Origin of the sequence: uncultured Roseobacter sp. (genome assembly GCF_947499265.1) — a bacterium.
In the GTDB taxonomy this organism is placed as follows: Bacteria; Pseudomonadota; Alphaproteobacteria; order Rhodobacterales; family Rhodobacteraceae; genus Roseobacter.
On the sequence record NZ_CANMNK010000006.1, the window covers coordinates 248,377 to 264,872 of the forward strand.

At 57.3% G+C, this 16,496-nt stretch carries 13 protein-coding genes; 8 read left to right on the forward strand and 5 right to left on the reverse strand.

Annotated elements, in window-relative coordinates; translation table 11 throughout:
* The first annotated feature begins 127 nt into the window (after positions 1-127).
* From Q1A63_RS17505 to Q1A63_RS17515, 3 genes are all read left to right on the forward strand, one after another.
* Positions 128-334, forward strand: a complete 207-nt coding sequence (locus tag Q1A63_RS17505) for a hypothetical protein (RefSeq protein WP_298973079.1) — start codon at positions 128-130, stop codon at positions 332-334.
* 264 nt (positions 335-598) lie between these two features.
* A complete protein-coding gene (locus Q1A63_RS17510) occupies positions 599-2,575 on the forward strand; it encodes a tetratricopeptide repeat protein (protein ID WP_298973081.1) in 1,977 nt (658 codons plus the stop codon).
* A gap of 197 nt (positions 2,576-2,772) precedes the next feature.
* A complete protein-coding gene (locus Q1A63_RS17515; RefSeq protein WP_299632307.1) occupies positions 2,773-4,173 on the forward strand; it encodes an IgGFc-binding protein in 1,401 nt (466 codons plus the stop codon).
* 133 nt (positions 4,174-4,306) lie between these two features.
* Here Q1A63_RS17515 and Q1A63_RS17520 read toward each other — a convergent pair whose 3' ends face one another.
* On the reverse strand, positions 4,307-5,587 hold the full coding sequence (locus Q1A63_RS17520) for a CAP domain-containing protein (protein ID WP_298973084.1): 1,281 nt from the start codon (positions 5,585-5,587) through the stop codon (positions 4,307-4,309).
* A 341-nt stretch (positions 5,588-5,928) separates the two neighbouring features.
* Between Q1A63_RS17520 and Q1A63_RS17525 the strand changes: the two genes are divergently transcribed.
* Entirely contained in the window at positions 5,929-6,807 is an 879-nt protein-coding gene (locus Q1A63_RS17525) for a 1-acyl-sn-glycerol-3-phosphate acyltransferase (protein WP_298973086.1), read from the forward strand.
* Positions 6,808-6,913: 106 nt separating this feature from the next.
* Here the strand turns inward: Q1A63_RS17525 and Q1A63_RS17530 are convergent, their stop codons facing one another.
* Together Q1A63_RS17530 and Q1A63_RS17535 are read right to left on the reverse strand one after the other, a co-directional pair.
* The gene (locus Q1A63_RS17530; protein WP_298973089.1) at positions 6,914-7,888 is read right to left on the reverse strand and encodes an endonuclease/exonuclease/phosphatase family protein; all 975 of its coding nucleotides are present in this window, start codon (positions 7,886-7,888) and stop codon (positions 6,914-6,916) included.
* Between the two features lie 310 nt (positions 7,889-8,198).
* Positions 8,199-8,465, reverse strand: coding sequence for a hypothetical protein (locus tag Q1A63_RS17535; protein WP_298973485.1), 267 nt, complete (start codon positions 8,463-8,465; stop codon positions 8,199-8,201).
* Here Q1A63_RS17535 and Q1A63_RS17540 point away from each other — a divergent pair.
* The 3 genes from Q1A63_RS17540 (at position 8,383) to Q1A63_RS17550 (ending at position 13,059) form a co-directional block, all read left to right on the forward strand.
* Positions 8,383-10,023 carry a di-heme-cytochrome C peroxidase gene (locus Q1A63_RS17540; RefSeq protein ID WP_299632308.1) on the forward strand — a complete coding sequence of 547 codons (1,641 nt, stop codon included), beginning with the start codon at positions 8,383-8,385 and terminating at the stop codon, positions 10,021-10,023. The genes Q1A63_RS17535 and Q1A63_RS17540 overlap by 83 nt on opposite strands.
* Before the next feature lie 383 nt (positions 10,024-10,406).
* Entirely contained in the window at positions 10,407-12,095 is a 1,689-nt protein-coding gene (locus Q1A63_RS17545; protein ID WP_299632309.1) for a calcium-binding protein, read from the forward strand.
* An 82-nt stretch (positions 12,096-12,177) separates the two neighbouring features.
* Positions 12,178-13,059, forward strand: a complete 882-nt coding sequence (locus Q1A63_RS17550) for an oxygenase MpaB family protein (RefSeq protein ID WP_299632310.1) — start codon at positions 12,178-12,180, stop codon at positions 13,057-13,059.
* A gap of 121 nt (positions 13,060-13,180) precedes the next feature.
* On the opposite strand, the gene Q1A63_RS17555 is transcribed toward Q1A63_RS17550, so the two are convergent.
* Both Q1A63_RS17555 and Q1A63_RS17560 read right to left on the reverse strand, forming a co-directional pair.
* Positions 13,181-14,173: an MBL fold metallo-hydrolase gene (locus tag Q1A63_RS17555; protein ID WP_299632311.1), complete on the reverse strand. Its 993-nt coding sequence runs from the start codon at positions 14,171-14,173 to the stop codon at positions 13,181-13,183.
* A gap of 120 nt (positions 14,174-14,293) precedes the next feature.
* Positions 14,294-15,253, reverse strand: coding sequence for a LuxR C-terminal-related transcriptional regulator (locus tag Q1A63_RS17560; protein WP_299632313.1), 960 nt, complete (start codon positions 15,251-15,253; stop codon positions 14,294-14,296).
* 160 nt (positions 15,254-15,413) lie between these two features.
* Here Q1A63_RS17560 and Q1A63_RS17565 point away from each other — a divergent pair, with 160 nt between their 5' ends.
* The gene (locus tag Q1A63_RS17565) at positions 15,414-16,484 is read left to right on the forward strand and encodes a glycerophosphodiester phosphodiesterase family protein (protein ID WP_299632314.1); all 1,071 of its coding nucleotides are present in this window, start codon (positions 15,414-15,416) and stop codon (positions 16,482-16,484) included.
* Positions 16,485-16,496 lie beyond the last annotated feature (12 nt).

Below are 16,496 nucleotides of genomic sequence, written 5' to 3' on the forward strand. Positions count from 1 at the left end.
TGACCATGGTGAAGCGCTACACCTTCGTTCCACCCACGGAGGGCAAGAACTGCGCCCGGCACCTGTCCTCATGTTTCGCCCGGGGTCCCAAATGTCCCTACCTCGCTGAGGGAAGAGAAAACGACATATGCTGATGATCTATCAGCCCTCCGGATTCGATCAGTATCTCGTGCAACTAAACACGATGACCGGCGCGGATGTCAGCGATCAAACCAAGATAGATGCCCTGGATGAGAAATACGCTATCATCAAATTGGGCGGCGTTCCCGACAGCACTTCAAACCGCTTGCCGATATCGCTGGCAACTTCAGTCAGCTTGATGATATTTTGGTAGTCGGATTGAACGGTTTTGCCGCTATCAAAAGTGTTCAGGATCGCAGAGTGTCGCGTTACGAATTACCCTAAATCGTTAGTCGCCCGTTGACGACCAGCCAAACCTTAGGCTTTCTGTAGCTCATATTTTATTCTAGTCTGAAACGAGATCGACGCTTCAAATAAAACAGACGTACCCCTTCGCCTGTTGAATTCGGAAACATTTAAAGCCGGATTCGAGAAGGGAGTTTGAATTTTAAAATTGAATTGAAAAGGGTTGCCAATTATGGGCTCTGGTGCTGATTTTCTCATCCTTTCCCGCATCCGTGGAAAACTTACTGGCCTGCTGTTGGCCGCGCTCTTTCTGCCCTCGGCGACGCTGGGCGCAACGCTGGATGACGTCACTGATCCCGAAACGGTGTTTGGGAGTGGCGGTTTCACAGGCGGTGATACGCTTTCCATAGGACCAGGCGTATCTGGTGGGTGGGGCGGTTTGCGCACGCCGCTTGATTTGGAAACGCAACTGCTGCGTCGGATTGAAGCGACACCTTCAGATACCGATTTGCTCAAAAACCTCGCGTTGCTCTACGTTCGCACCGGTCGGTTGGAGGCGGCGCGGACAACGCTCGAGAAAGTGCACGCACTGGAACCCGGTGATACCGCCGTCGCAATCGACATTGCCAGATTGGCGCGTATGACCGACGGTACCGCTGCCGCCCGGGCGGTGCTGGAAGGCTTCAAAAAGGACGCCGATGATAGGTTCCCATACAGGCTTGCGCTCATCCAATTGGACTATGATACAGGAGCGCTGGCCTCGGCTCGGCGCGGGCTTGAAGGGATGCTTGCAGAGGATCTGCCGCAAGCGCGGGCACATAGCCTAAGGTTGCTTTTTGCGCGTTACCTGCTGGCGGAGAATGAAACCGAAGCGGCGCGGGCACAGATCGAAACCGTACTCGAGACCACACCGCAGAACCCGGATGCGCTGGCCTTCCGTGCATTTTTCAGGCTCAAAAATCTCGATCTCGACGGCGCTCAGTCTGATATCGCAACCGGGCTTGCCGCAGAGCCTGCCAATACCTCGCTTCTGCGCCTCGCGGCGCGTGCTGATTGGCGTGCGGGTCAGCACGCACTAGCGGTAGAGCATTTGCTCGCAGCGGTGAGCGCTTCGGACTACCAGACGGATATCGTCCTGGATGCCGTCGATGTGCTGGAGGAAACGGCACAGCGCGACGAGGCGCTTCGGCAGATCGGGATCGCGGTAAAGCGCCATCCGGCGGCGGCGCAACTGGTTGCTCGGCTCGGTACGCTGCAGCTCGCCGCTGAGGACTGGGACGGCGCGGAACGTGCCGCCGCATCGCTCCGACAATTCGGAACGCCGCAGGCTGTGGGAGATTCCGAAAAGATCCGTCTCGCGGTGCTGCGCGGACGAGGCCAGGCAGAAGCGGCGCAGTCTTTGCTGAGCCAGCTCGCGGCGAGCGGGTCGGATCTCGGAGCGATTGCAGAGGTGGTCAACACACATCTTGCCCGGGAGGAGCGCGGGGCAGCAATGGACTACGTCGCTGGTCTCCTGGAAAAGGCCCCTGAAAATCCAGCTCTACTGCTCATGAATGCCTCTCTGAATGAGATGGCCGGGAATACTGATTTCGCCGAGGCAGGCTATCGCGCGGTGGTCCAAAAGATACCCGCAAGCCCAATCGCACACATCGCCCTTGCCCAGCACCTGATGCGCGAGGGCCGACCAACCGAGGCCGAAGCGGCAATTCGCGCGGGGTTGGCGCAGCGGCCCGAAGACCCGTCACTCAAGATGCCACTGGTCGAGATATTGCTGCGGCGTCAAGAGATCGAGCCTGCATTACAGAATATGGAGGAGTTGGTGCGTGCTTATCCCGACAATGCCCTTGTGGCTAACAACTACGTGGCGCTGGTCACTGATTACGCAGTCGAGGATGCCGCGCGGCTGGAGCTAGCGAGCTCGGTTGCCGGACAGCTGAAATCGTCGCCGATCCCTCAGCTGCGCGATACCTATGGCTGGCTGTTGCACAAGCGTGGCGACCACCAGGGCGCCAAAACGGTGTTGACAGCCGTGCTTGAGGAGATCCCTGAAGATGCCTGGGCTAACTATCACCTCGGCATGGTACAGGTCTCTCTGGGCGAAGATGACGATGCGATTGTCCATCTGCGGCGCGCCCTGGCGACGACGGATGCTTCCTTTGATAAGACCGATGTCGTGGTCGCCACACTTGGCTCGCTCGAAGGACAATAGCTGGGCAACGGCGAAATAGTTTCCGGGAATGGTTAATGATTTCTTGACCTGATTTTCTACGGAAGGCATTCTGTTGACGTTGCGGAAGGATAAATTTTAGTTCCGGAAGCCGACAAAAGTCATTGAGAGCGATTGGTTTTTCAGAATTTTTTGTGTGGGAGAGAAGTTACTCGCTCTCCATTTTAAAGGATGAATTTATGTCTACACGATCTCGCAGTTTGGCGAGTCTGGCCTGCGCATCTTTAGCACTGTTGCTGTCTTCGGCAGCCGCGCATGCTTCATTTATCGCCAACTTTCACGACAATCTAGTCGCTGGGAACAATACGCTGTTTATCTTTGGTGACGAAGGAACGGACGGCTCTGTAACCGGAAATGATGGGTTTAGTCAGAATTTCACGATTGATAATACGGGTGTATTCGAGTTGGGCTTAGGCCTTCGCGGTCGGGAAATGACCGGCAATGGCAATACGCCGAATAACCTCTCGCTGCTTGTCGAATCGATGGACCCGATCAGCGGGTTGGCCCTTAATCGCGGCAGAGCATCGACCGATATGACGACGCTGCTCGACACCGATGGATTAAGTTCTGAATATCTCGTGCTCACAATTGGCGGTGGCAATGATGGTGGCTCGCAGATGTCTGTCACGGCGACTGAAGACAATACTACCGTGACCATCACCGCGCCGGTCTTGATCGGCGGAAATGTGGCCAATACGCCTTTTCAGGTCGTCCTGGACGCAGGCGAATCGGTTTTTTACGAAACAGCAGTTGGCGATGATCTGAGCGGATCTATTGTATCTGCAAATAACGATGTCGCAGTATTTGCCGGTGCAAGATGTGCCGACGTACCCTCCACCGTCACTTTCTGCGACCACCTGATTCAACAGCAGTTTGGTACAGAAAACTTCGACACCGAATTTTTGCTCGTGGAGACGCCCTTTGCAGGGTCAAATCAAGATCTGGTGCGTGTGATTGCCGCCGAAGACAGCACGGAAGTGTTTTTGGATGGCGTCTCTCAGGGCACGATTGATAGCGGTGAAGTGCTTCAGATCGACAGCGTCGGAAATGCCAAGGTTACCTCTGACAAACCTGTGAGCGTGGGCCAGTTCATGCGCGGCCAGAGTGGTTCCCGGACTGTTGGCGATCCCGCTTTTGCGCTGATCCCCAGTATCGATCAACTGCTGGACGCCTACTCGTTCACCACTCCTGTCGGAAGCGATTCTTTTACTCAAAACCAGCTCAACATTGCCATTGCCGCATCCGATGCCGCTTCGCTTGAACTGGACGGAGCCATGGTCGACACCAGTGGGTTCACTTTGCTGGATGGCATTCTCTACGGCAGCATTGACGTTTCTGTCGGGTCGGGCATCATTTCCGCCGAGAACCCGTTTTTGGCGACGCTGTCTGGCTTCGATAGTTTCGACAGCTACCTGACGCCGATCGCCTCTGCGTTCTCGCCCGGCGTCTCGCCTCCACCGCCGCCACCGCCAAACCCGACAGAAGTCGTGCCGCTGCCGGCATCAGCGCTGTTGCTGCTTGGTGGCTTCGGTGTCATGGGCGCGTTGCGTCGCCGTAAGTCGCGCCGCGCCGTCACCTGATCGGTCGCGCGCTGCATCAAGCCCCCCAGCCGCAGGATTGGCTGGGGAGTGTTTTCATCTCGGGAACAGACCGCGCGATAGAAAAAGGCTCTCACATTTTGACCATCGCAGTGCCAAAACCTGTTTTGCTGCCTCAGGCAATCAGGTCGTAGGTGCCCAGATCCGCGGTCAAAACGCCAATCGTCTCCGGGATATGCGTGGTCTCAGCATCGCTGGAGGTCTCCTCGTCAACCCAAATCCGGGAACGCGCACCCATGGCATCGTAGCGTATATTCGCCGCATCACCGCCATTGCTGGTCTGCATCTGGGCGAACAATGCCTGGTCTGACTCGTGCTTGATGACCTTGGCTTGATCCGTCACCCCATTGACTTTTCTGGACCAGATGTCGCCAGATCTCCCACCTTCGATTGCGATCCAGTCGAATTTTTCGACCACATGCTGACCCTTCGCCTCTTCTTCCTGCACGCGGAATTTGAAGCTGTCCGAATCCACCAGATCGACCCGGCTGGCGACCGTATCGCTGCCGCGATTTGACGTCACCTGTGTGAAGACCAGAGGCTGGCTGTCGAAATCGTCCCCCAGATTAATCTGCTTCTCTTTGTGATCAGCCGAGCCGGACCCGGCAACAATCATGCGACCACCAGACAGCTGATGTGTGCCTTCGCTGACGGCCATCCAACTGATCGTTTCGGTGGTGTGACGCCCGTCGAGATATTCCCATTCCTCCATGCGGAACTCGAACCCGCTATCGGTCACCTTCTGGACGCGGATGGTGACGGGATCGCTGCCTTCGCTGCTGACAGACCCCATTACGACAACGGCGTCCTCGATTTTCTGGTCGAACTTAACCTTGTGCCAGATCTGAGGAGACGACTGCGAGACCGTCTCAGAGCCGATCTCAAGCGTGCCGCTGGACGGATTTGGCGGTGTCGGTCCCGGTGGTGTTGATCCGCGGCTGTCGAGCTCCAGCGGGGCGGCGGTGCGGGCAAAGTTCTGCGTGACAAAAAGCCCGTCCCACCCCTGATAGTCGCCGCGTTCAATGCCAATGCCGATCACATCCAGGTTCGGGTTCAAAATATTGGCGCGGTGGCCGGGGCTGTTCATCAGGGACTCGTGTAAATTCACCACGTCATCCGATAGCCCCGGTTGTCCGCGCACGCTCTGCCACGCGATGTTCTCTGCTGAGCGCCAACTGCCGGCAAATTCAAAATCCGCATCGCGCATCCGCTCGGTGGGGGACGATCCGCCCGCCCCGGTGTGACTGAAGCGATCCGTTTCTATCATCCAGTCGCTGTGATCTTCGGCGGCGTCGTTGAGACGCAGTTCCAGCCGCAGCAGATCCAGATCAAGTAAACTGCGTTCGGCGTTGATCAGATCCAGCATCTGCCATTCGAGGGGGCTTGCTTTTGACATGGTGTTTCAGACTTTTCTGTTATTTGCGATGAGAGAGGCGACAGCGTCGCGTAGCACGACGGGAATGGTCGCGCATATACAGCGGGCACAGAGGCGCAGAATGTCGCGCAAAGCCGGGGAAAATCGCGCATGAAGGGGAAAGTTGCCGAGAAAACGGCAAACCTCTGCCGAGAGCAAGCGCATTTACATCAGGCCGTCCAGCAGCGATGACCTGCCATCTGCCGCACCTTCAAAACTTGGCTTTGACGCGCGTGTTGCGTGACGTTTAGCGAAAGCAAACCGGATCAACCGGCCCGGAAACTGTCATCTCAGTGTCGCGTCCCTGTGCAAACACATCGGGTATGAAAGAGCGTCTCGAGCCGTTGATTGCCGAACGTGCACCGTGGCTGGTGGCACCCAAGCTCCTGCCAAGGTCTGCGCGATATGCGCTCGACAAGATTTTAAGCTATGACGCCGCAGTGTCCCTGGCCGATGATTTGGCCAGCGAGGCTGCAGGGGATGTCATGGACATAGTCGCCGCGCGCTTGGCAAAGAACATCCAGATCACAGGGTTGGAACACGTTCCGTCAAAGGGAGCTGCCCTGATCGTCGCCAATCACCCGACCGGCATCAGCGACGGGATCATGCTGTGGCATGTATTGTCGCGCATTCGCTCTGACATATTCTTCTACGCAAACTCTGATATCCTGCGCGTCCTGCCTCAGATGCACGACCTGATCGCGCCAGTGGAATGGCGTCATGACAAGCGGACCCACACGAAAACCCGGGAGACGATGCTGTACACCCGGTCAGCCTTCGATGCGGGCAAGCTGGGTGTCATATTCCCATCAGGTCGGCTTGCAAAGCGTCGCGGATTGACGCTCCATGAGAGGCCGTGGATGACCTCTGCCGCGACATTGGCCCGGAAATTCGAATTGCCGGTGGTGCCGATCAACATTCAGGCGCGAAACTCCGGTATTTTCTATCTGTTCGACCTGATCCACCCGACGTTGCGCGATATCACTCTGTTCCATGAAACGCTCAACAAGGCGCATCAGCCTTTCCGCATCGCCATCGGACGGCCGATTTTTCCTGCGTCTCTGCCTGCGGATGCGGATAAGGCCACCGAAGCAATCAGGTATGCCACGTTGGATGCGGGAAATCCCCGCGTGACCGGGCGACCCGTTTCAAAAACGGCAACGCTCCATTGGATCAGAACGCTATCGCAACGGCTGATTTGAACGTTCATCGTAAGTCGCTCAAAATCGGCCATGAGTGTATTTCGATGACACCGCGTCGCGTCTCGCGAAATGTAAGGCCCGGGGTCGCGGTGCTGAAACCATAGCGCTAATCCTTGGCTGCAGTGACTTGTGCAAAAATGCATTCATGATCCGAAAGGGGACTTTTGTTCGGTGCAAGGGCTGGCAAAATCACCCCAACCTCGCCATGCATCCCGCGATGGCAAAACCAATCCAGCTTCCTTTCCCGTATCGGTTGGGGGGTGATGCTGCTTGGCCGCGTTGTTGTTCCATCCGGCGTCAGCGACCATCCAAACCCGCGATGGCGTGCGAGGTCGAACAGGGTTTCATCCTGCCAGTTGTAATCTGGGGGCATGTGATTGCCGGTGTTCAGATCGCCGCCAATCAGGATCGGCATGTCGCCGCAAAACGCCTCGAGCTCGGTCAACAGCCGGTCGAATTCAAGGTGACGGTGGGCGGCGTCTGCATTGCTTTCCAGATGCGTGGACACGAAACACATCGACCCGCTGATGCTGGGAATGATGCCCGCCACGGCCATGCGCCCGCCAATGCGGGGTTGTTTCGGATCACCCGCGCCTGTTTCGGCGAACCAGTGGCCGGTTCGATCCAATCGGATCAGTGCCAAGGCTTCAAATCGCGCGGAAGATAGAATTGCGTTACCATGCCAGCCGTGCGCGTTGAAGTCGTCGCGGCAAAACACGCGTTCCGCGGCACCGCCCAAGTCCATTTCATAAAACTCGACGCCGTATGCATAGTGCATGCCCAAGGCTTCCGCCACGTCGGCGGTGGTGTCGCGCTGGGCGGTACGGGCCATGCCACTGTCCATCTCGCTGAGCAGAACCACATGTGGCCGATGTGGCCGCAGCATTTCGGCGCTTTCCTTGGGGAAGAGGCATCTTTCAACGTTCCAGGCGGCCACATTGACTACATGCGGCAACTGTGGCGTGCTGCCGGTGCCCCCTACCTGCAAGGACGTCATCGCCGGGATCTCCCGCAACAACGCGGCATGCGCCTCCAAAGTCTTTGGAGCCGTCAGAATCCTGGCCCTTTGAGCGTCAGTCACGTCTGGCAACTTTGCAACCAGGTTTGTCACAGCCGTTTCCCTTCGTTTTTTATCAGAGAAATTGACTTCAAGGGCGTCGCCAATGCCTAGCTTGCCTCGACGAACTTGGAAAGCGTCAACACTGTTCTGGTTGCCAACCCGTACGGCCGGAGCGGTGGAGGCGATGGACGGTGTCTCACCTTCATCGTTTGAACACAGGCGCACTGCGGTTTAAGCACGGCGCCGGGTCTTGTCGCTTCGGGAAAGGTCTCAGCAGCGCTCACGAGGCCATTTTGTGCACATGTCCCAAGATGTCCAAGACATCGGGAGGTCAATCTTCGCGCAACGTGAACAGGATCACTGACCGCAGGGCAAGAACGGTCCAATCATTCGAAGACCCTGCAATACGGCAGAGATCTGTTTTCGACCGGAACACCGCACGCTGGGCCACAACGCGGCGCGCTTTGATCACGCTTTCCAGACCGATTTTTAATGTTTTACACAGAGAGTTTTTAATGCGTGTTTTGATATTTGCCACGGCCTTGATCGCCGTTTTAATTGCCGCAGCCTTTGCGAGGTCGCCCGCCGGGCCGATCATCTATCTCGAACAGGGATGGACCAAGACTTTACGCGAGAATTTTTACTTCACGCCGCAGGGCTCTCACATGATGCCCGCGGATTGGTTTGAAGCGTTGGAACAGCCCGAAGGTCAGGGGCGGTTCGGCGACCCGGCCTACCTGCAACGCTTTGGGTTCATCGTTCCCGAAACCCCGTTTGAGACCAACGGCAACGGGTACCCCATCGGGTTTGCGGTGGAGGAGACGACGGGTCAGATCGGGCTAACCTGTGCTGCGTGCCATACTGCCAATGTAGAGGTGGAAGGACAGACCATCCGTGTGGATGGGGCACCGGCACACCTTGATTTCGACGGTTTTTATCAAAACCTGGCGCGTGCTGTGTCACGGACGCTTCTGGATCCCGAAAAGTTCACGCGGTTCGGCGCGGCGCTTGGCCTTGCGACTGACGAAGATGTGGCAGCGCTTCGGTCTGAACTGGCCGCGTTTGACCTGAGGCTTACCGGGGATGCGGCGCTACGTCGGCCTGTGCTTGCATCGGGCTTTGGCCGTGTCGACGCGTTGACGCAGATCGTCAATGCGCTGGCTGTGCGGGATCAGGAAAAGCCTGCAAACTTGTTCCCGGTCGCGGCGCCCACCAGCTATCCGGCACTTTGGCTCACGCCTGAGCTGGAATTTGTGCAATGGAATCCAATCGCGGCGAGCCCGATTGCTCGCAACGGTGGTCAGGTTCTGGGCGTCTTCGGACGGACCAACCTGGCGCATGATGCAGGTGAGGACGCTTTTCGCTCCTCAATGCTGTTGCCGCAGCTCAAGGATCTGGAAGAATGGCTGCAACTGCTGGAACCGCCGCGCTGGGATGAAGCACTTATGGGGGCTATCGATGCGGACCTTGCCGCCGAGGGCGCGGAGCTTTTCCGCGATAACTGCAAGGCCTGTCACAACATGGCGCCTTATGCGCGGACCGATCCCATTGAAAATCATTTCGGCGAGACGTTCATCAAGATTGGGCGCGTGGATTTCCGCAAGGTTGGCACCGACAGCGCCTATTCGACCAGCCTATTGACCCGCCGGATTGAAACCAACGAAACAACCGCGCCGCTCTTTGAGGGCGAAGAGATCGTGCCCGCGTTCTCATTCTTCGGAGGTCTGGTCGGCGCGGCGGTCCGGCGTGCGATCGAAGACGCAGGTTTTACGCCTGAGGAGAGCGTGGCGCTGAGCGGCTTCAAGTTCAGAACCGGCGACGACGGGCAGCCGGTCCCGTACCAGCCACCAAGCTTCACCGACCTCAAGGCAAGCCCGCTTGCGGGTGTTTGGGCGACAGGCCCCTATCTGCACAATGGATCGGTGCCCACGATCTACGAACTTCTGTCACCTGTAGAGGAGCGTCGCAGGGTCTTTTGGACCGGTGGTCGGGCGCTTGACCTGCGTAATCTCGGATATGAAAGTGATGAAGCGCTGGGGCGTTTTCGCTTTGACACGAGCCTGCAGGGCAACCGAAATATCGGTCATCTCTATCCGCCCAGAGGGTTTACGCCTGCGGAACGCATGGCGGTCATTGAGTATTTGAAAACCCAGTGACCCTGGCCGAGAAATGCAGCGTACATGACAGGTGTTCGGTCTGATGTTTGCCGCGCTTCGTGGCATCGGCCGCGCATCTATCGGGCGGATCGGATTGGACGCTAACACCCGCTTTTAGTCTCTGGCGATGAACCAGCCGCGCAAAAACAACGGTAGCACGGCGCAATTACAACGCTGCTGACAACGCTCTCTACAACGGTCACCTGCGACACTATGTGAACGCGCAGCATATCCCTGGCTGTAGCGAGCCTGCTCAATGTCTGCATGACGCTGGGCAGGCTCGTGGCTGCCGGGCTGCGTATTGAGTTTGCCTGTTCCACCGTTTGCCTGATTTGCTCAGGTGAAAGGTGCTATATCGTTAAATATTTCAAAAGGTTAACTAAATGACTTCCACACCAGAGATCTCGACCGGAGCCTTCGTCAGCAATACCACCAGCGGTGCGACGAACCCCAAAACCGTTACGCTCTCGGACGGCAGGCTGCTCGTCACCTATGCGACATTTGTGGGAGGCGGACCGGGCTTTGACGTCCGTGGTCAACTTTTCACCAAGGACGGCGAAAAGATCGGGGATGAGCTTCTGTTCGGCTTTTCACGGTTCATCGATGAACGCGCATTCGACATTACGGCGATTGAGGGCAACCGGGTCGCGATTATTGTCGAAACCCAAAAAGGCAGCGACGACATCGAGATTGACTCGCGTCTCTTTAGAATCAACGAAACCAGCGTCACCTTGGTAGATACGGGAACTGCGAGTTCGGTTCAGGGGATCGCGCGCAATTCGATCTTCAGCCCAACGATCACTGGAGGGATCGGCAATGAGGATGATTACAGAATCTTCTTTGGACAGCAGCGCGCAGGTATCGAATCTATCCAGGTCGGCGGTCTCAAAAACGGCGTGGATACCTCCAACGAGCGGCTCACATTTTTCAAGGGTAACGTCGACGCGGAACTTGTCTCGGCCACTGCGCGGGACGGCAGAACCATCCTCGTCATGGATCGGGATGGCAACGATGGCAGGGACGATGACGGTCTGCTCTTCGTGTCTTTCAACGGCACCCGCGGGAGGAACATTGGCAATAGCGACGCGGTGGTGGTCGACCCGACGGTCGCATCACTCAAGAGCGGGAGTTTTGTCGTCGCCTGGACCGAACGGGACCGGGCGGCCGATATCAAGTTTCAGATTTTCAGCACCGACGGCAGAATCGCGTCAAACGAATTTACGACCGGGTTGCAGACCAGCGGCGACAACAACAGCGAGCCAGCAATTGCGCCGCTGGAGGATGGTGGTTTCATCATCTTTTACGACAGGATCGGCAGCATCAAGGATCGCGAAAAACCGCAGGTGCGCGGCCAGCGTTTTGATAGCGAAGGCAATGAGGTTGGTGAGGATTTCCTAGTCGCCAGAGACAAGGCACTCGAGATCGAAGCGACCCTGATCGACGGTGGGCGGGTGGCCGTCGCCTACGACATCGCTGGCGGCACGACAAAGACCGTCATTATTGACAGTCAACCCGAGGTGGATTTTGGCACCATCGGCAACGACGTGATAAACGGCACCAATGCGGCGGATGTGATTTTTGGCCTTCTTGGGGATGATCGGCTTTCAGGCGGGAGCGGCAATGATACCATCTTGGGCGGTCAAGGCGACGACACCCTGTTCGGGCGCAATGGCAAAGACACCCTTAGCGGGGGCGACGGTGACGACACCATCTTTGGCAATGCCGGTGACGACATTCTCCGGGGCGACGATGGTGACGATGAAATCTTTGGCGCCGATGGCGATGACATCATCGAAGGTGGATCTGGCAGGGACAAACTCACCGGGGGCGGCGGTGCCGACACGTTTGTCATCAGCAATGACGAGGAGGAGATTGATATTCTTGATTTCAGGGTCAATGACCGGATCCATTTCAGGGATCTCCAACCCGATGTCAGTTTTGCACAGCTATTGGTAAACAATGTGACGCAGGTGGGCAGGGACGTGGTGATTAATGATGTCGGGGATACGAACGTCATCATCAGGAACGTCGATATCGAAGATCTGAGCGAAGAAGACTTCTTGTTTGGGTGACCCATGCCGACACCTGAGCAGCAACGCAGAGTTGCGCCCAGAAGTTCTTTCACTGCACTATCTTTGTCGAGGCCATTTGAAAATGATGAAACAAACCCCCGAAAAACCGACGCCGGTTTGGCGCCTGCGTCCGCCTGTGACCGACCGTATTGCAGCGCTCGATCCCGAGGTGAATTACGAGGAAATCGCGCGTCTGCTTTATGCCTATGAGTTTTCCTGGGACATCGAGCGCGCGCTCGAATTTGCCCTGTTCCGGACCTATGCAGTGCCGTCTATTTCGGGGCTCCTGGCGAAGACCCGCGAATTCGAATTGCGCACCCGTAAGCGGTACGACGATACCGAACTCATCCTCGCGGAGACCATCGAGCATGGGCAGGACAGCCGCCGCGGGAAGCGGGCAATCGCCCGGATGAACGCCATGCACGGGCGTTTCAAGATCGACAACGCAGACATGCTTTATGTCCTGTCGACTTTTGTTTGCGAGCCGATCCGCTGGCTTGACCGTTTTGGCAGCCGTTGTATGACCGCAAAAGAAAAACGCGCCTGGTTTCTGTACTATCGTGCGTTGGGCGCGCGCATGGGGATCAAGGATGTACCCGAAAACCTGGATGAAATCATGGGGTTCAACGAAACCTATGAGGCCGCGCATTTCCGTTTTGCCGACACGAACCGGCGGATCGCAGAGAAGACGCGCGACCTGCTGCTTGGCTTCTACCTGCCGCGCTGGTTGATCTGGGCCGGGCGGCCCGCGGTCTATGCATTTCTTGATCGGCCCTTGCGCGAGAGTATGGGGTTTCCGGCAGCCCCCGGCTGGCTCCGACGCCTGCTGATGGCGGCACTTTCGCTGCGTGCCCGCGTCTTGCGGCTGCTCCCGGCACGCCGGAAACCGCGCCGGTTGACGCGGGTGCCGCGCCCCACCTACCCGGATGGCTACCGGATTGAGGAGCTCGGAACCTTTCGCTAGGGCAAGCCAGAGACGCGGGCGCTTTTCCTGAAGTCGGGACCGGGGTTTCAGCGCCGTTGCGCAACATGCGCACCGATCTGCAAACTGGCTCTTTCTTTGTCTTTGACGGCTGGTTGAGAGACTATGCCGTCATGGCGTTGTGGCCAAAATACATGAACTCCCCCTCCATTTCCGTGACATCGCCCGCATTCAAAGAGAGGCTGGCACTGTCCAGCATCTTGTAGCTCTTTTGCGCTTTCACCCATTCCTCCGCGTCCTGAAGCGTGGTCAGCGTGTAGCTGGTTGTCTCGTTCAGGTAGTGGGTCGGAATGATCACTTTCGGTTTGAGACGGGACACGATGTCGTCGCCTTGCCCATAGCTGAGAATGTGCTGCGAGCCATCCACCGGCAGGGTGAGAACGTCGATCTCGCCGATGGCATCCCAAAACTCTTGCGGCGGATTGTGGCGATTGTCGCCCCATATCAGGGTACGAATGCCACCGGTCTCGATCACATAAACGACCATGTCCATATGGCTGACATTATTTGGCGGACAGGCTTCCACACCGAATTCGGCCAGGGCATTTGTCCAGTCATACCACCCCGGTGCGACACAGGCGTGCTTGTCCGCAAAACCGGTGATCTTGATGTCGGCGAATTCAAAGTTGCCGACCATCCGGTCGAGCACCATCGTGGAAACCGGGCGATGGATTGCGTCGTGGTCGAAATGCGTGTGCGTGGACATGCAAATGTCGACCGGCGTTTCGGGGAATTCGTTTTTGAACCACAACCCCCAGGCGCCGGACGGATCATCGCGCCATGGGTCAAACAGAACCGTTGCGCCCGAGGGCGAGGTGAACTTGAGCGCGCAGTGACCGTAGAAATCGATCCCCATATCGCCCTCAACCGCGTTTCCGGTGGTCTTTTGCAGCTCGATCACACCGTTGTTGTTGCCCGGCTGCGTCCAATCGGTCGATTGTGCCCGCGCGGAGGTGCTGCTGAGCATGGCGGCGGCACTGCTCACACCTGTGGCACCGGCCGCCATGAAAAAGGATCTGCGCGAAAGCCCGGGCGCCAGATCGTCTTTTTCGCCGTTTTTGAAGGTGGGTGTTAGGTTGAGATCTTCTTTGTCCATGATGTTTTTCCCTGTCCTGTTACCTTTCCGAGCGTCGCCCGGTGCCAGAACGCTACCAATCTGGTGTCGTGCATCGCCTATTGAAAAAGCATGGGGAAACTATGGGGATGACCCCCATGGTTATTGAATGGACCGCAAGGCGCTGCGCAGGTTTCGACCGCTTTTGCGCAGGCCAAGCTTTTTGCGGATGTTGTTGCGGTGGTACTCAATCGTGCTTGGTTCGCGGGACAGGGTGCGGGCAATATCTTTGGTGGTCTGTCCTCGGATGATCATCTGGGCGATGTCCTGTTCCGACGGCGTCAGACCTTCGAGTACGGAGGTCAACTGGCCCGACATGGAGGAGGTGATCGACTTCAGATTATCCTCAATCATTTCGAGATACGCGCGCGCGGCCGCATCCGCTTCCACCCGGCCACGCAGCTTCGCCACATTCGGAATGACCAGACCTTTGATCTGACGTAAAATCTGCGCGCCGTAGTCTTCTCGGGACTGCTCGATATTCGACAGCAGAACGCGCAGGGCGGTATTGGCCTCCTCCAGCTCGGAGGTGCGCGCACTCACACGGGCCTCGAGCTGATCCAACGTTGCTTGCAACTCGGCTTCCAGTTGGGTGCGCTGTTCGATTTCGGTCAGCAGTTTCAGGTCCGCCTCTATGACGCGGGAAAATTCCCGGAGCCCTTCATAAAACTGCAGCGCAGCGGTATTTCGGCGCGTGTCCAGCACGCAGATTGTCCCAAAAACGGCGCCGTCTGGCCAATGCAGCGGAAAGCCCGCGTAAAAACGCATCCCGTGTTCCATATCGTCATTGTCCGACCAGTCGGGATCACAGGTCGCATCCTCGACCAGCAACTCGCCCTCGTTCAGCACGCCGTAGCAATAAAGCTTTTCGTTCAGCGTAAAGCGCAGGCCGACCTGATAGGGGTGGTCCTGACCGTGATTGCTGACAAACACGGAATGATGCGGCGCATCCGTGCGCATCACGAGGCTGGCCGGTACGTCGGCCAGCTTGGCAATGAGGTTAACGATCCTCTGCCAGTTCGCGATTGTCTGGTCCGGAATGACGGGCTTTTGATGTGTCATCTTGCGGCAAGCATAGGTGTCCAACTGGCCGAAAGATAGCGGGTCGATGACCACGGCCAGAAGGCTTCATGAAGACGTCATCTTATTGCGACCGGACCGACATCTACCCTGTCTACGGTCGGGCGGAATTGACCACTGTTTCCGATGGAATGAGGACACCATGACAAGACACAACTACCTATCCGCCGCCGTTTTGTGCATTGCCAGCCTGATGGCGATACCGGCCCAGGCCGCGACGCTCAACTCGCCCTATAATACGCTGACGGGTGACGCACCGCTGGTGATCGGCCATCGCGGCGCACCGGCCTACCTGCCGGAAAACAGCATTGGTGGCAATGAGCTCGCGGCGGAAATGGGCTCCGATTTCATCGAGACCGATGTGATGATGACCAAAGACAACGTGCTCATCGCCATGCACGACACCACGCTGGAGCGGACAACCGATGTCGCGGCGTTTTATGCACCGCGCAACGGCGGGTATGCCGTGAGCGACTTCACCTATGACGAGTTGAAGCTGCTGGCCGTCAAACCAACCGGGACAGGGGACGAAACCTATTCTGGATTTACCCCATCCGGCGATGATCCCTACCGGATACCGACATTTGCCGACATGCTGGATGCGCTCACCGCCTATAACGACGCGAATGGCACAAGTGTTGGCATGCTGACCGAAGGCAAATACAGCGACAACATCGAGACCAGCCGCGCGGTGATCCGGACGCTGATCGAAAAGGGATACGACACCCCGGAAAAGTCTGTTGTGCAGTCGTTCGATTTTGACAATGTCAGCGACTATGCGGACCTGCTTGCGGCCGCGGGTGTCGAGATGGGGGTGGCACAGCTTGGCATTGGCTGGCCGCTGGATGATGGCACCCTGGGCGTTTTGAGTTTCGGGGGTGCTTTTGGCACCTTGTCAGAGCTGTCGTCCTATACGGATACTGTTGCACTTGGGTTTGGTACGATCACGGAAGAGCTGATCGCGGCGGCCCATGGCGAAGGGCTCAGCGTCTACGGTTGGACCTTCCGACCTGAAGATCTGGAGGATGCATTCGATCTGGCCAAGCCGTTTCTGGATTGGGGGCTGGATGGTTTCATCACTGACAATCCCGATTATCTGCGTCTTGCGATCGATGGCTACGGAAGCGACTTGGCACTGGTTCCCCTACCGGCAGGGCTGCCGCTTTTGCTTGTGGGATTGCTTGGATTGGCGGGTTTGAAACGTCGGACCTGACTTATTGCAAAA

Coding starts and splice junctions, on each gene's coding strand:
- Q1A63_RS17515 (WP_299632307.1), top strand. CDS start 2,773: ATGTCTACACGATCTCGCAGTTTGGCGAGTCTGGCCTGCGCATCTTTA.
- Q1A63_RS17545 (WP_299632309.1), top strand. CDS start 10,407: ATGACTTCCACACCAGAGATCTCGACCGGAGCCTTCGTCAGCAATACC.
- Q1A63_RS17555 (WP_299632311.1), bottom strand. CDS start 14,173: ATGGACAAAGAAGATCTCAACCTAACACCCACCTTCAAAAACGGCGAA.
- Q1A63_RS17505 (WP_298973079.1), top strand. CDS start 128: ATGCTGATGATCTATCAGCCCTCCGGATTCGATCAGTATCTCGTGCAA.
- Q1A63_RS17525 (WP_298973086.1), top strand. CDS start 5,929: ATGAAAGAGCGTCTCGAGCCGTTGATTGCCGAACGTGCACCGTGGCTG.
- Q1A63_RS17565 (WP_299632314.1), top strand. CDS start 15,414: ATGACAAGACACAACTACCTATCCGCCGCCGTTTTGTGCATTGCCAGC.
- Q1A63_RS17540 (WP_299632308.1), top strand. CDS start 8,383: ATGCGTGTTTTGATATTTGCCACGGCCTTGATCGCCGTTTTAATTGCC.
- Q1A63_RS17535 (WP_298973485.1), bottom strand. CDS start 8,465: ATGATCGGCCCGGCGGGCGACCTCGCAAAGGCTGCGGCAATTAAAACG.
- Q1A63_RS17510 (WP_298973081.1), top strand. CDS start 599: ATGGGCTCTGGTGCTGATTTTCTCATCCTTTCCCGCATCCGTGGAAAA.
- Q1A63_RS17560 (WP_299632313.1), bottom strand. CDS start 15,253: ATGACACATCAAAAGCCCGTCATTCCGGACCAGACAATCGCGAACTGG.
- Q1A63_RS17520 (WP_298973084.1), bottom strand. CDS start 5,587: ATGTCAAAAGCAAGCCCCCTCGAATGGCAGATGCTGGATCTGATCAAC.
- Q1A63_RS17550 (WP_299632310.1), top strand. CDS start 12,178: ATGATGAAACAAACCCCCGAAAAACCGACGCCGGTTTGGCGCCTGCGT.